Source organism: Streptomyces sp. NPDC041713 (assembly GCF_055591085.1).
This window is the reverse complement of record NZ_JBVIZY010000002.1, coordinates 585,502-599,322: the sequence shown is the minus strand read 5'-3', so window position 1 is coordinate 599,322 and position 13,821 is coordinate 585,502. Positions and strand designations below refer to the sequence as shown.

The window sequence follows — 13,821 nt, the reverse complement described above, 5'->3', positions numbered from 1 at the left end:
CGAGGCCGCGCCGGCCTCGAACGGGTGATCCGGAGCGGAATGCCCGCGAGGGTGGTTACGCTCATGAAGAGTGCTCCCGAAAGGAGGCTGCCGTGGCCGTGATACTGAACGAGTCGTCACTCGCCGATGCTGCCGACCGCCTCTGGGAAGAGCTGCCCGGACACCGGGTGGAGATCCTGTACGGGAGCATCGTCGTGACACCACCGCCGGACGGTTCGCATCAGGAGACGTTGTCCTGGCTCACCGTCGCCCTCCATGACGCCGGAGCGCGTAAGGCGGGCCTCCGCTACCTGCAAGGCATTGGCCTCTGGTTGCCTACGGGTCTCGACGACTATGCGGTGCCTGATCTGTCCGTCGTCGACGACGACTACAAGGACGCGGTCGTCGAGAAGAACTGCTACGCGCCCCATGTCTTCCAGCTCGTGCTGGAAGTGACGTCGTCCAACTGGGGCAACGATCTGGTGACGAAGGTCGAGACGTATGCCAGGGCGGGTGTTCCGGTGTATGTCGTCGTCGATCGCAAGCACGGCCAAGTGCTGGTGCACTCCGGGCCGGTGGGGGACGGGTACGGGGCGCGCTCGTGTTATCAGCGCGGACAGACCTTCGCTCTGCCCTCGTCCGTCGGTGTGCGCCTCGACCTCTCCGTCGACACCCTCCTGGACGGTGACTGACAGTCGGCGCAGGGCCCGGATGTCCGCAGTCCGGACACCGTTCGAGGGGGTCCGTACGCCCGTGCGAGACTCCCGCCATGCTGGGTGTCACCGATCTTCCGACCTACCTCGCGGGCCTCGCCCTGATCATTCTGCTGCCGGGCCCGAACTCGCTGTACGTGCTCTCCGTCGCCGCACGCCGCGGCATACGCACCGGCTACACCGCCGCCGCGGGCGTCTGGTGCGGGGACACCGTCCTGATGACGCTCTCCGCGGCCGGCGTGGCCTCGTTGCTGCAGGCCAACGCGGTGCTCTTCGGGATCGTGAAGTACGCCGGCGCCGGCTATCTGGCCTGGCTCGCGCTCGGCATGCTGCGGGGCGCGGTCGCCCTGTGGCGTACGCGGCGCGAGAAGGACGTGGGTGCGCCCGTCGAGAGCGAGACCGGGGCCGCCGAGCGGCCCTTCCGCAGGGCCCTGGTGATCAGCCTGCTCAACCCGAAGGCGATTCTTTTCTTCATCGCCTTCTTCGTGCAGTTCGTCGACCCCGGCTACGCCTACCCGGCGCTCTCCTTCGTCGTCCTCGGCGCCTTCGCGCAGCTCGCCAGCTTCCTCTACCTCACGGCCCTCATCTTCAGCGGCACCCGGCTCGCCGACGCCTTCCGGCGCCGCAAGCGCCTCTCGGCGGGCGCCTCTTCGGCGGCGGGCGCGCTGTTCCTCGGGTTCGCCGTGAAGTTGTCCCTCAGCAGCGTCTGAGCGCCGGGCGGGGCGAGCCCCGCCACGGGGCTCATCGGTCAGGGCCGGTCAGGGTGCGGCGTCGCCCGGCCGCCCGCGCCGAGCAGGCCCGTCTCCGGGAGCCCGGTCCGGCTCAGGTCCGGGCCCAGTACCCGCGTGACGAGACCCGGCAGGGCGGCCCGCACCACCTGCGCGCCCCGTAGCCACCGCGGCACGTACACGCTGGAGGCGCGCCGTTCGATCGCCGACACCAGAAGCCGGGCCACCCGGTCCGGTGCCTGGACCCTGCGCGCCGGGGCGGGCAGCTCCGCCTTGAGCGCGGCCAGCGCGGACGACCGGCCGGCGTCACCGATCATGTCCGTGTCGATCCAGTTCAGATAGCCGACCCCCACCCCGACCCCGCGGGTGCGGACCTCCGCGCGCAGGGCGTGGCAGAACGCCTCCACGCCCGCCTTCGACGCGCAGTACGCCGTCATCAGCGGGGTGGCGCCGACGGACGCCAGCGAGGCGATCTGCAGATAGTGGCCGTGCGTGGCGAGCAGTTGCGGCAGGAAGGCCCGCGCGGTCACCGCGCTGCCCACGAGGTTGACCTCGATCACGCGCCGCCAGCGCTCCGGGTCGGAGCCCTCGAACGGTCCGGCCTCCGCCACACCGGCGTTGGCGACGACGACGGAGACCGCGCCCATCCGCTCCCGTACCTCGGCGGCGACCCGGGCCATGGCGAGATGGTCGGTGACGTCCACGTGCCAGTGGCGCGATGCCGCCGTCGCCGGGAGCGCGGCGCCGACCCGGGCGAGCTCGTTCTCCTCCAGGCCCACCAGCGCCACCTTCGCCCCCCGGTCCGCCAGCTCCCGCGCGACGGCCTCGCCGAGTCCGCGGCCGGCGCCGGTGACCACGGCGACCCGGCCCTCGAGAACACTCCGCCGACGACGACGCGACACGGGACGACCTCCGGTGGGACGGTCCCTCCACCGTACGCGCGGGCGGAGCGGCCCGCCCGGTCACCCGTTCGACCGAACGGGCCGTGCCGTCAACCGGCGCACCGAGCCAGGTACTCCGGCAGACCGTCCCGCGCGTCCGTACCCGCCCACCCCACGTATCCGTCCGGACGGACCAGGAAGAGCCCCTTGCCGTACGGCTCGTACGCGGGGACGTGGTGCACGTGCACCGACTCCGCGCCCAGCGGCGGCAGCTCGGCGTCGGTGCCGACCACCAGGAGCGTCCAGTGCGGGCCGCGGAACACGTCGAACAGCGTGCCCGCCCCGGACGCCTCGGACCCCTCGGACGCCCCGTCCCCCTGATCCGGCCCGCCCGCCCCGTACGGCCCGTCCGGCGCGCGGTCGCCCGCCCGCAGCTCGTCCTCCGCCAGCGCCGCGCGCGTCTCCACCGCCAGCGACGACGTGCGGTAGCCGATGCCGAGCTGCCGGGTGGCCGCCCCGCGCTGCGCCTCGCCGCGGTGGATGCGGGTGGACAGGCCGAGCATCTGCGCGGCGTTGGGCCGCCGCTCCTCCTCGTACGTGTCGAGCAGGGCCTCGGGCGCTCCGCCGCCCAGCACCGCGGCCAGCTTCCAGCCCAGGTTGTAGGCGTCCTGGACGCTGGTGTTGAGGCCCTGGCCCCCCGCGGGCGAGTGCACGTGCGCCGCGTCGCCGGCCAGGAAGACGCGGCCCGCCCGGAACCGGTCCGCGAGCGCCGCGCGCGGCCGGAAGTCGGAGGCCCAGCGCAGCTCGGTGACGTCGTCGCCGCTCAGGTGCGTGCGGGCCGCGACGAGGTCCCGTACGCCCTGGAGGGTCAGGTCGGGCGTGGTGCCGGGCGGGAACTGGGCGACCAGCTGGAAGTCCGCGGTCCCGGGCAGCGGGCAGATCGCCGTGTACGGGCCGCCTTCCTCGGCGGCCGGGAACATGTGCCAGTTGTCCCGGTCCAGCGCGGGAATGCGGACGTCCGCCACCAGGACCGGGTGCGGGTCGACGGTCTCGCCCGCCATGATGATGCCCAGGGCGCGGCGCAGGGTGGACCGGCCGCCGTCCGCCGCGACCGCGTACGCCGCGCGCACCGTCCCGCCCGTGGAGAGCCGCGCGGTGACCTCCGCCGCGTCCTGCGTCAGCTCCGTCACCGCCGCGCCGAAGACCACGTCGCCGCCCAGCTCCCGCAGCCGCGCGAGGAGGATCTCCTGGGTGCGCCACTGGGGGACCATCCACGGCACGGTGTACGGGGCGGTCGGGGTCGGCTCCGGCGGCTCGAACATCCGGTGCTCGCCCTGCCGCTCGCCGTCCCGCCACACCATCCCGACCGGGAGCGGGCCGCCCGACGCGAGGACCGCGCCGATCACGCCGAGGTCGTCGAAGACCTCCATGGTCCGGGGCTGGAGCCCCTTGCCGCGCGAGCCGGGGAAGAGGGCCGGGGCCCGCTCGACGACGAGCGGCCGCACGCCGCGGCGCGCCAGATCGCAGGCGAGGGCGAGCCCGGTGGGGCCCGCGCCCACGATGAGCACACCGGTTTCCTTAACGTCGTTAAGTTCCATGGTCCGGAGCATGCGCTTAACGGTGTTAAGTTGTCAAGGTGGCTACGACGAAGCTGGACCGCACCCGGGTGGCGAGCGCCGCGCTCGACCTGCTGAACGAGACCGGGCTCGAAGGGCTCACCCTGCGCGCCATCGCCCAGCGCCTGGACGTCAAGGCGCCCGCGCTGTACTGGCACTTCAAGGACAAGCAGGCGCTGCTCGACGAGATGGCCACCGAGATGATGCGGCGGATGGCCGACGCGCTCCTGAGCGCGCCGGACCCGGACTGGCGCACGGCCGTCACCACCGCGATGTGCGGCCTGCGCGGCCATCTGCTGCGCTACCGCGACGGCGCCAAGGTCTTCAGCGGCACGCGCTACACGGACCTGTCGTACGCGGCCCCCATGGAGGCGATGCTGCGCACGCTGAACGAGGCGGGGTTCGCCCCGGAGGCGGCCGCGCGAGCCTGGTTCACCGCGTACAGCTACACCATCGGGTACGTCATCGAGGAGCAGTCCACGCTGCCCGACCCGGCGCGCGGCGAGGAGGACGGCGAACTGGCCGCGCGCGCCGCGCGGCTGGCCGCGTATCCGCTGATCGCGGCGGCGGGCGACGAGATGTTCCGCGCCCACGACCGCGGCTTCGAGACGGGGCTCGCCGCGGTCGTGGCGGGGATCGGGGCGACACTCTTCGAGGGGTGAGGCCCGCGCGCGCCGGGCGCTGCGGGGCTTCGCGCGCGCCGGCCGGAGAGGGGGCTTCGCGCGCGTCGGTCAGCGGGTGAGTCCCCTGCGGATCAGCGGGGTCAGGCGCTCCTCCACGCAGCGGTGCAGGAGCCAGGCGAGGACCAGCATCGCGGCGATCGTCAGCCCGAAGGTGGCGTACGACGGCAGGCCGAGGTGCCGGTGCAGCGCCCCGACCGTCACCCAGCCGAGGTGCTCGTGCACCAGGTAGAACGGGTACGTCAGCGCGCCCGCCACGGTCAGCCAGCGCCAGTTCGCCCAGTGCAGGTGACCGAGGGCGATGACGAGCACTGCGGCGAAGCCCGCCGTCACCACGGCGATGATCACGGAGGCGGACCGGTAGGAGAAGAAGTTCGGGTTCGGCGCGTGCCACAGCCGGTCGACCGCGTAGTGCTGGCCGATCAGCCAGCTCACCCCGGTGATGCCCCACGCCGTGAGGTCGCGGCGGTCCCGGTGGACGAGGTAGATGCCGATGCCGCCGACGAAGAAGGGCGCGTACTCCGGCATCAGGACCAGGTCGAGCAGCGGCTGGTCGGCGCCCTCCGCGACGGCCGCCGCGAGCGTCCACACGGCGCAGAACAGCATGACGCGCGCGCGGGTCGCGCCGGGCAGCACCACGCACAGCGCGAACAGCGCGTAGAAGCGCAGCTCGGCCCAGAGCGTCCAGCACACGCCGAGCACCCGGTCCGCGCCGAGCGGTTGCTGCAGCATGGTGAGGTTCACCAGCGCGTCGCTCGGCGCGACCGTCCCGTACGCGACGACGGGCAGCGCGAAGACCGCCGTCACCAGCAGGATCGCCGCCCAGTAGGCGGGCAGCAGCCGGGAGGCGCGGGAGGCGAAGAACGAGCGCAGCGGCCTGCCCCATCCGCTCATGCAGATGACGAAGCCGCTGATCACGAAGAAGATCTGCACGCCCAGACAGCCGTACGCGAACCATTCACTGGCCGTCGGGAACTGCTCCCTGGGCGAGCTGCCCCAGGCCTGCGCTATCTCGCCGTCGCGGCCGCCGTAGTGGTAGGCGGCGACCATCAGGGCGGCGACCAGGCGCAGGCCGTCCAGGGCGCGCAGCCGGGGCTTCCCGCGGGTGGGCCGAGCGGGCCGGGCGGTGTGGCCGGCGGCGGGAGCGGACACCGCGGCGGATATCGCGGCGGGCCCGGCGGTGTCCGTGGGGGCGGGCGGCGTCATCCGAGCGCGGTCCGCTTGAGGGAGCGCTGCACCGAACGCGCGCGGCGGGCCACGCGGCGGACGGCCGCGTTGCGCGGGATGAACGCGAGCTGCGCGGGGACGCCGCCGGGCAGCGCGAGCGCGGTGAGGCGGCGCCGCTTGAAGTAGCGCCAGGTCGCGGGGGTGAGGTTCCGCGCGAGATAGCGCTCGGCGTCGGGGCGCAGGCCGGGGTATATCTGCGGCTGCATCGCGAAGCCGACGGCCTTGAGGAGGCGGGTCAACTCGCCGGTGCCCAGGGCGCTTTCCTGCGCCGCGACGGCTGCCCGGTCGGTGAGTTCGGGCAGCAGCGCGTCGACGATGGTGACCGGGACGCGGTTGCTGTTCTGGTACGGCGCGAGGCGCTCCAGGAGGAGGTCCGTGCCGGTGCGGGCGGTGGGCAGGCCGTACAGCGCGGAGGCCGTCAGGAGCGCCGTGGAGAAGCAGCCGACGACGAGCGCGGGCCGCATCCGCTGGTAGAGGACCTCGGCGAGTACGGGGGAGTCGAGCACCGTGAGCTCGACGCCGATCGTCCGGGCCTCCTTCTCCAGGGCGCGCGACCAGCGGGCCGGCGCCGTGGGGTGAGGCTTGAACACCACCTGGGTGTGGCCCAGTTCGGCCGCTCCGCGCACCATGCGGATGTGCAGCTCCTCCTCTTCCTCGGGGGTGAGGATGGAGAGCGCGGAGAGGTACTGGCCGAGGACGAGGGCGGGGCCTTCGAGGGCGGGGCTTTCGAGGTCGGGGAGCGGGCCCGCCGACTCGGCCTCGTCGTCCGCGAGTTCGGCCAGGACCCGTACGAACGCGTCGGTCGGCACGACCTCGGGCCGCACCCCGAACTCGGTGAGGAGCAGTGGGGTGAGCCCCGGCACCAGGTCCAGGTGGAGCAGGCGGCGCACCCGGGTGCCGACCAGCGGGTCGATCTTGTTGCGGGTGGGGCCGTAGCTCATCAGGCCGTCGGCGTAGACGTCCACCGGGGCGCCGGTGAAGATCTGCGCGAGCGCGAGCGCGGGATTGACCTGGATGGACTCGACGGCCAGTTCGACGTCGTCGTCACCGAGGTCCCAGAGCAGCCTGATGTACCGCTCCCACAGCACGACGTCGTCGCCGCGCGGCGCCCAACCGCCGGGGTGGAAGGGGGAGATGGTCTCGTTCCAGGACCGCACCTCGTCGAACCGCCCGCGCAGCCGCGCGAACCCCGGCATCGCGTCGAGCGACGGCGTCGTCTCGGGCGTCGCCGCGTTGTTGCTGACCAGCAGGATGCGCCGGTCGGCGGCGCCGAAGCGGCCGGCGTCCAGGGCGGCGGCGAGGGTCGCGGCGCCGTACAGCGTGGACGCGAAGAAGATCTGCGTCGTGCGGCGGGCGCTCACGCGGCCACCTCCGCCGTCACCGGGCGCCGCCGCAGCCTGCGCAGCCGGGTCGCCCGCTGGACGTCCATGGAGTCGAGCGCGTCGTCCAGCACGCCCTGCGGCATCCGCTTCAGCGCGGCCGCACTCATTGACTTCAATTTCCGCGCCACGGATGGCTCGAACCTTTCGATGGATCCCAAATGGTGGGAGATGATCGCGCAATACGTACGGACGGCCTTGGGCAGGAGTTCGTCCGCGTCCCGGTCCGCCGCGGTCTCCCGTACCACCTGGTCGAACGCCTTGATGAAATCGAGCTGGCGGACATCGCCGATCTGCGTCAGCGACGAGGCGACCCCGCGCCGGTAGAACACCCCGAGCAGGCCCACCGCCGCGAAGGACTCCGCCTCGCGGTGCAGCCGCCAGATCCACGGCCGGTCCTCCGCGGTGCGCAGCCCGTCGGTGAAGTGCAGCAGCCCCCGGTCGGCGAGCCGGCGGTGGTAGATGCCCGCCCAGGCGTACGCGTAGTCGACGGAGGTCGAGCGGTCGGCGGGCAGGATCACCTCGCGCGGGCTCATCACGACGCCGCGCCTGCCGTGCGGGACGCGGTGCACGGTGCGGGCCCGCGCGGTGCACTGCACATGGTCGGTGCGCACGAAGTCGCAGCCCAACTCCTCGATGGCGTCGACGAGTTGACCGTAGTAACCGGGAGCGAGCCAGTCGTCGCCGTCCAGGAAGGTGAGGTACTCGCCGCGTGCCGCGTCGAGGCCCGTGTTGCGGGCGGTCGCGAGGCCGCCGTTCGTCTCATGTCTGAGGTGGACGGCGCCGGGAAGCTCGCGCGCCGCACGCTCCAGGATGTCCGGGGTCTCGTCGCGCGAGCAGTCGTCGACGAAGATGAATTCGAAGTCGTCACGTGCGTTCGCACGCAGACTCCGCAAGGTGTCGGGGGCGTATTGCTGCACGTTGTAGAACGGCACGATGACGGAGAGCTTAACCACGTGGGTGACGTTAAGTGTCGGCACGTCATTCGGGTCGACCCGCGGTGGGATGACAGGTGAACGACGTATGGCGGAATGGTTAACCAGGACGCCGGAAAGGCCGTTCCCGGGCCGATTCGCCATTCGTCGGCGTGCTGTTAACCGTTTGTTGCACCCGAGTTGGGCCGCGAATCGAATTGCCTTCCTAGCGTCTGGGACGTGCCAGCAAGCAACCAGAACCCGCTGCGGGTCGCCGTCCTCGCCGACTCCGATACGCGATGGAAATGGGGCGCCCTCACGGCGAACCGCATCGTATCGGGAGCCAGGGCCGAGGGCCTCCGGCTCGACGGGTACCTGCTCCGCGGCCGGGCCACTCCCACCCCCCGGCAGCTCGACGAGGTGGGCGTGCGCGCGGACTCCCTGCGCGAGGTCACCGCCGTGGAGTTCCTGCGCGAGACGGAGCGGGACGCGCCCGACCTGATCGTGCTCGCCCTGGTGGGCGGCGCGGTCCAGGCGGTGTTGCACGGACTCGCCCGCGTCACCCGCGACGCCCGCCTCAGCGGCGGCCCGGCGCGCCGCCCCGTGGTCGTCACCGGCTACGTCGGCGTCGTCTACGAGAAGCTCGCCGACGGCCTCCTCCTGCGGCACGGTGCGGACGTCGTCCTCGCCAACTCCCGCCAGGACGCCGAACGCTTCCGCGCGGTGTACGAGGGGGTGGGCGCCGACGCCTCCGCGGTCACGGAGGCCGCGCTGCCGTTCCTCGGCGGCGCCCCGTACGAGAAGAAGCACGACCCGTACACCGTCGTCTTCGCCGCCCAGCCCTCCGTCCCGGAGACCGCCGCGCACCGCGGCTACCTGCTGCGCAGGCTCGCCGAGCACGCCCGCCGCCACCCCGACCGCGAGGTCCTGCTCAAACTGCGCAGCAGGCCCGGCGAGCACACCACCCACATCGAGGAACTGCCCTACCAGAAGCTGGCGCAGCGCCTCGACGGCGGACTGCCCGCCAACTGCCGCCTCGTCTACGGGCACATGGGCGAGGTCCTGGACCGCACCGACCTGCTGGTCACCGTCTCGTCCACGGCCGCCCTGGAGTCCCTGCACCGCCGCATCCCCACCGCGGTCCTCACCGACCTCGGGGTGCGCGAGGCGCTCGGCAACCACCACTTCACCGGCTCCGGATGCCTCGCCTCCTGGGACCAGCTGGACGCGGGCCACCTGCCCGTGCCCGACGAGCGCTGGCTGGCCCGGCAGGGCGTCGCCGCCGACGGGGCGTACGAGAGCGCCTTCGACGCGGCCCGCGAGCGCGTCACCGAGCTGCTCACCGAGGCGGCCGCCGGCGGTCTGGCGCCCCTCGCCCCTTACTACGGCCTCACCACGGCCCGCGGCTATCTGCCCGGCATCCTCGCCCGCCACCACCTGGGCCCGGACGGCGAACCGCTGCCGGGCGCCCCCGCGGCCGACCGGGACCCCGGCCCCGTACGGCAGATCGTGCGCCGCGCGGCCCGCGGGGCCTACCGGCACGGAGTGCAGCGCGTGGCCCCCGTCATCCGGCGGATGGGCGAGCTGTGAGCACCCACCCCCTCCAAGGAGCCCCCATGTCCCACCCCGGCCCGGCCGGTACGCCCGGCCCGGCCGGTACGCCCGGCACGACCGGTGCGCCCGGCACGACCAGTACGCCCGGTGCGCCCCGCCGCGTGCTCGCCGTCATCCCCGCCCGCGGCGGCTCCAAGGGGGTGCCCGCCAAGAACCTCGCCCCGGTCGGCGGCGTACCGCTGGTGGCCCGCGCCATCCGCGCCTGCACCGCCGCCCGGCACGTCACCGACGTCGTCGTCTCCACCGACGACCACGTGATCGCCGAGACGGCCCGCGCGGCGGGTGCCGAAGTGGTCCTGCGCCCAGCGGCCATCGCCGGCGACACCGCGACCAGCGAGGCCGCCGTCCTGCACGCCATGGACGCCCACGAGGCGCTGCACGGCGCGCGCGTGGACGTCGTCCTGCTCGTCCAGTGCACCAGCCCCTTCCTCACCCCCGAGGACGTCGACGGGGTGGCCGCCGCGGTCACCGAGCACGGCGCGGACACGGCCGTCACGGTGGCGCCCTTCCACGGCTTCATCTGGCGCGACGCGGCCGACGACGCCACGGACGCCGGCGCCGCGCTCCCCGCCCAGCGCACGGACGCCCGCGGCGGCACCGCGACCCTCGCCAACGCGGCCCGTACGCGCGGCGGTTACGGCGTCAACCACGACAAGTCGTTCCGCCCGCGCCGCCAGGACCGCCCCCAGGACCTCCTGGAGACCGGCGCCGCCTACGCGATGGACGCGGCCGGCTTCCGCACCGAGAAGCACCGCTTCTTCGGCCGCACCGAGCCGGTCCGCACCGACCCGGCGCGGGTCCTGGAGGTCGACGACCCGCACGACCTGGCCCGCGCCCGCGCGCTCGCCCCCCTCTTCGACGCGGCCCGCCCCGGGGACGAGGCCGCCCTCCCGACCGCCGCCGACATCGACGCGGTCGTCCTCGACTTCGACGGCACCCAGACCGACGACAGGGTGCTGATCGACTCCGAGGGACGGGAGTTCGTCTCCGTGCACCGCGGCGACGGACTCGGCATCGCGGCCCTCCGCAGGAGCGGCCTGGACATGCTGATCCTGTCCACGGAACAGAACCCGGTCGTCGCCGCGCGCGCCAGGAAGCTCAAGCTCCCGGTCCTGCACGGCATCGACCGGAAAGACCTCGCACTGAAGCAGTGGTGCGAGGAACAGGGCATCGCGCCCGAGCGCGTGCTCTACGTCGGCAACGACGTCAACGACCTCCCGTGCTTCGCCCTCGTGGGCTGGCCCGTGGCGGTCGCGAGCGCCCACGACGTCGTACGCGGCGCCGCACGCGCGGTCACCACCGCCCCCGGTGGTGAGGGCGCGATCCGAGAGATCGCCACCTGGATCCTCGGCCCCTCTCTCGACTCCCTCCACAGTTAAGGACTGTTCCTGCCATGAGCTCCACCAACACCGTCACCTCCATCGCCGCCGACTCCCGCCTGCGCCGCTTCGGTTCGAAGACGGCCGGTCCCGGCCGGCCCGTGTACATCACCGGGGAGATCGGCATCAACCACAACGGTGACCTGGAGAACGCGTTCGCGCTCATCGACGTGGCCGCCGACGCCGGCTGCGACGCGGTGAAGTTCCAGAAGCGCACCCCGGAGATCTGCACCCCGCGCGACCAGTGGGACATCGAGCGGGACACCCCCTGGGGCCGCATGACGTACATCGACTACCGCCACCGCGTCGAGTTCGGCGAGTCCGAGTACCAGGCCATCAGCGAGCACTGCGCCGAGCGCGGCATCGACTGGTTCGCGTCCCCGTGGGACACCGAGGCCGTCGCCTTCCTGGAGAAGTTCGACCTGCCCGCGCACAAGGTCGCCTCCGCGTCGCTCACCGACGACGAGCTGCTCCGCGCCCTGCGCGCCACGGGCCGCACGATCATCCTCTCGACGGGCATGTCCACCCCTCGCCAGATCCGCCACGCGGTCGAGGTGCTCGGCTCGGACAACATCCTGATGTGCCACGCCACGTCGACGTACCCGGCGCAGGCGGAGGAGCTCAACCTCCGCGTCATCAACACGCTGCAGGCCGAGTACCCGAACGTCCCGATCGGCTACTCCGGCCACGAGACCGGCCTGCAGACCACCCTCGCCGCGGTCGCCCTCGGCGCCACCTTCGTCGAGCGCCACATCACCCTCGACCGCGCCATGTGGGGCTCCGACCAGGCCGCGTCGGTGGAGCCGCAGGGCCTGACGAGGCTGGTGCGGGACATCCGCACCATCGAGGCGTCCCTCGGCGACGGCGTCAAGAAGGTCTACGCGTCGGAGCTCGGCCCGATGAAGAAGCTGCGCCGCGTGGCCGGTGTCGTCGCCGAGGCGGAGTCCGCCGAGGCCGAGCCGGTCGCGGTCTGACCGCGCGGACCGCGCTGACGGGAGACGGACACCCAACGATGAGCCCCCGAGTCGGCCGTGGCGCCGACACCACAGCCGCGCCGGCCGGTGCGGACTCCACGCTCGCCTTCGTGGAGAGCCCGGTCCAGCTCCTGAACGTCCTGGAATGGGCGCACGGGGCGGGCGCCACCGGCCCGGCCGGGGGCCTCACCGTCGTCGTCCTCTCCCCGAACGACCCCATGACGCGCGGCCAGTTGCGCCGCATGGCACAGCTCGCCCGCGACGAGGGCGTCGAGGTCCGCTGGGAGGAGGCGCGTGGCGGCGCCACCGCGCCCTTCCACACCGTCGGCGGGCTCACGGGCCCGCTGCGCAGGGCCGGCCGGATCGTCATAGGCGACCCGTTCTCCCGCTACGTACAGCTCCTGCTCACCATCACCCGGGCCCGCTCGCTGGTCGTCGTCGACGACGGCACGGCCACCATGGAGTTCATCTCCCAGCTGGCCCGCGGTGAGCGGCTGCAGCGCTGGCACCGCAAGGGCGGCCGCCCCGGCCCCCGGGACCTGGTCTTCGCGCCGGTCTCGGCCTCGGCGCGGCGCCGCCTCACGCCCGGCGGGGCCCGCAGGGTGGAGGTCTTCTCCTCCATGCCGATCGACAGCGCGCCGGACGGCGTGGAGGTCACGGTCAACGCCTTCGCCTGGACCAGGGAACGCTTCGGTCCGCCGCGTGTCGGCAAGGGCGCCGACCTGGTCGGCACGTCCCTCGTCGAGACCGGCGTGGTCGACCCCGACCGGTACGTGGAGGCGGTCCGGGCGCTGTCCCGCACCCACGGCGCCACCCGCTACTTCGCCCACCGCCGCGAGAGCTCCGAGAAACTCCACCGACTCGCGGTCGAGACCGGCCTCCAGGTGGTCCGCCCGGACCTCCCCCTCGAACTCATCGCCCGCCGCGGCCCCATCGGCCGTACGATCCTCAGCTTCCCCTCGACCGTCGTCCACACGCTGCCGCTCGCGCTGGCGGGTACGGAGGTGAAGGTGGCGGTCTGCGACATCGACCCGGCGTGGCTGACGGAGACGGCGTCGCCGCGCGCGCAGGGGTTCTTGTCCGGTGTCACGGGGACGGCGCGGGATGTGCACCGCCTGACGTCGGTACGGCACGTGGCGCCGGCGTAACCGCGGGGACCTACAGGGCCCTATGCGGCGAACCGCGCCACATACCGCCGCTGCCAGGGAGTCTCCACGGCGTGCCGGTCATAGTGGGCACGTACGTATGCGACCGCCTCGTCGGCGGGGACCCCGTCGAGGACGGCGACACAGGCGAGCGCGGTCCCGGTCCGCCCGCGCCCCCCGCCACAGGCGACTTCGACGCGTTCGTCGACGGCGCGCTCCCGCACTTCGCGCAGCAGGGTGCGCGCCTGCTCCCGGTCGCTCGGCAGCCGGAAGTCGGGCCAGCGCAGCCAGCGCGACTCCCACGGGACGTGGGGAGGCGGCTTCCCCAACAAATAAACCCCAAGGTGCGGCGGCTCCCCGCCTGCCACCCCACGCCGAAGCCCCCGCCCACGCAAGAGCCGCCCGGAGGGCAGGGACAGCACGCCGGGGGCACCGGGCTGCCAGGTGGCTGCGGCGCGGTGGCCGCTCATGGCCGATGGGCCTTATTGAGTACGGGGGTGTCCATGCGGGGGAGGATAGTGCGACGGAGCTGATGATCACCGGGCGGCCGCCCGAACTTTCGGGAGCGACGAACCGGGGCTCGCCCCGGAGG

Annotated in this window: 13 protein-coding genes; 7 read left to right on the top strand and 6 right to left on the bottom strand. The window is 73.2% G+C overall.

Annotated features, from left to right (window positions below; genetic code table 11):
• Positions 1–92 precede the first annotated feature (92 nt).
• The gene (locus ACZ6CV_RS07550; RefSeq protein ID WP_469250007.1) at positions 93–671 is read left to right on the top strand and encodes a Uma2 family endonuclease; all 579 of its coding nucleotides are present in this window, start codon (positions 93–95) and stop codon (positions 669–671) included.
• Between the two features lie 77 nt (positions 672–748).
• Positions 749–1,402, top strand: a complete 654-nt coding sequence (gene leuE, locus ACZ6CV_RS07545) for a leucine efflux protein LeuE (protein WP_469250006.1) — start codon at positions 749–751, stop codon at positions 1,400–1,402.
• A gap of 38 nt (positions 1,403–1,440) precedes the next feature.
• Here leuE and ACZ6CV_RS07540 read toward each other — a convergent pair whose 3' ends face one another.
• Positions 1,441–2,322, bottom strand: coding sequence for an SDR family oxidoreductase (locus ACZ6CV_RS07540; protein WP_469250005.1), 882 nt, complete (start codon positions 2,320–2,322; stop codon positions 1,441–1,443).
• Between the two features lie 89 nt (positions 2,323–2,411).
• Positions 2,412–3,899 (bottom strand): FAD-dependent monooxygenase, encoded by a 1,488-nt coding sequence (locus tag ACZ6CV_RS07535; RefSeq protein WP_469250004.1) that lies wholly within the window; start codon positions 3,897–3,899, stop codon positions 2,412–2,414.
• A gap of 38 nt (positions 3,900–3,937) precedes the next feature.
• Here ACZ6CV_RS07535 and ACZ6CV_RS07530 point away from each other — a divergent pair, with 38 nt between their 5' ends.
• Positions 3,938–4,579 carry a TetR/AcrR family transcriptional regulator C-terminal domain-containing protein gene (locus ACZ6CV_RS07530; protein ID WP_469250003.1) on the top strand — a complete coding sequence of 214 codons (642 nt, stop codon included), beginning with the start codon at positions 3,938–3,940 and terminating at the stop codon, positions 4,577–4,579.
• Positions 4,580–4,648: 69 nt separating this feature from the next.
• Here ACZ6CV_RS07530 and ACZ6CV_RS07525 read toward each other — a convergent pair whose 3' ends face one another.
• From ACZ6CV_RS07525 to ACZ6CV_RS07515, 3 genes are read right to left on the bottom strand one after another with little or no spacing between them, the layout of a single operon-like run.
• Positions 4,649–5,803 carry an acyltransferase family protein gene (locus tag ACZ6CV_RS07525; RefSeq protein WP_469250002.1) on the bottom strand — a complete coding sequence of 385 codons (1,155 nt, stop codon included), beginning with the start codon at positions 5,801–5,803 and terminating at the stop codon, positions 4,649–4,651.
• Positions 5,800–7,185, bottom strand: a complete 1,386-nt coding sequence (locus tag ACZ6CV_RS07520) for a polysialyltransferase family glycosyltransferase (protein ID WP_469250001.1) — start codon at positions 7,183–7,185, stop codon at positions 5,800–5,802. The genes ACZ6CV_RS07525 and ACZ6CV_RS07520 overlap by 4 nt, the downstream gene beginning before the upstream one ends.
• On the bottom strand, positions 7,182–8,159 hold the full coding sequence (locus ACZ6CV_RS07515) for a glycosyltransferase family 2 protein (RefSeq protein WP_362363801.1): 978 nt from the start codon (positions 8,157–8,159) through the stop codon (positions 7,182–7,184). Before ACZ6CV_RS07515 ends, ACZ6CV_RS07520 begins: the two co-directional genes overlap by 4 nt.
• A 198-nt stretch (positions 8,160–8,357) precedes the next feature.
• On the opposite strand from ACZ6CV_RS07515, the gene ACZ6CV_RS07510 reads away from it, so the two are divergent.
• Genes ACZ6CV_RS07510 through ACZ6CV_RS07495 form a run of 4 tightly spaced genes read left to right on the top strand, consistent with a single transcriptional unit; the run spans position 8,358 to position 13,232 of the window.
• Positions 8,358–9,707, top strand: a complete 1,350-nt coding sequence (locus tag ACZ6CV_RS07510; RefSeq protein WP_469250000.1) for a DUF6716 putative glycosyltransferase — start codon at positions 8,358–8,360, stop codon at positions 9,705–9,707.
• A gap of 26 nt (positions 9,708–9,733) precedes the next feature.
• A complete protein-coding gene (locus tag ACZ6CV_RS07505; RefSeq protein ID WP_469249999.1) occupies positions 9,734–11,110 on the top strand; it encodes a cytidylyltransferase domain-containing protein in 1,377 nt (458 codons plus the stop codon).
• A gap of 14 nt (positions 11,111–11,124) precedes the next feature.
• Complete coding sequence (locus tag ACZ6CV_RS07500) at positions 11,125–12,084, top strand: N-acetylneuraminate synthase family protein (protein WP_469249998.1); 960 nt, start codon at positions 11,125–11,127, stop codon at positions 12,082–12,084.
• A 38-nt stretch (positions 12,085–12,122) separates the two neighbouring features.
• Entirely contained in the window at positions 12,123–13,232 is a 1,110-nt protein-coding gene (locus ACZ6CV_RS07495) for a hypothetical protein (RefSeq protein ID WP_469249997.1), read from the top strand.
• A gap of 20 nt (positions 13,233–13,252) precedes the next feature.
• Here ACZ6CV_RS07495 and ACZ6CV_RS07490 read toward each other — a convergent pair whose 3' ends face one another.
• A complete protein-coding gene (locus ACZ6CV_RS07490) occupies positions 13,253–13,699 on the bottom strand; it encodes a protein-tyrosine phosphatase family protein (protein WP_469249996.1) in 447 nt (148 codons plus the stop codon).
• Between the last annotated feature and the right edge of the window lie 122 nt (positions 13,700–13,821).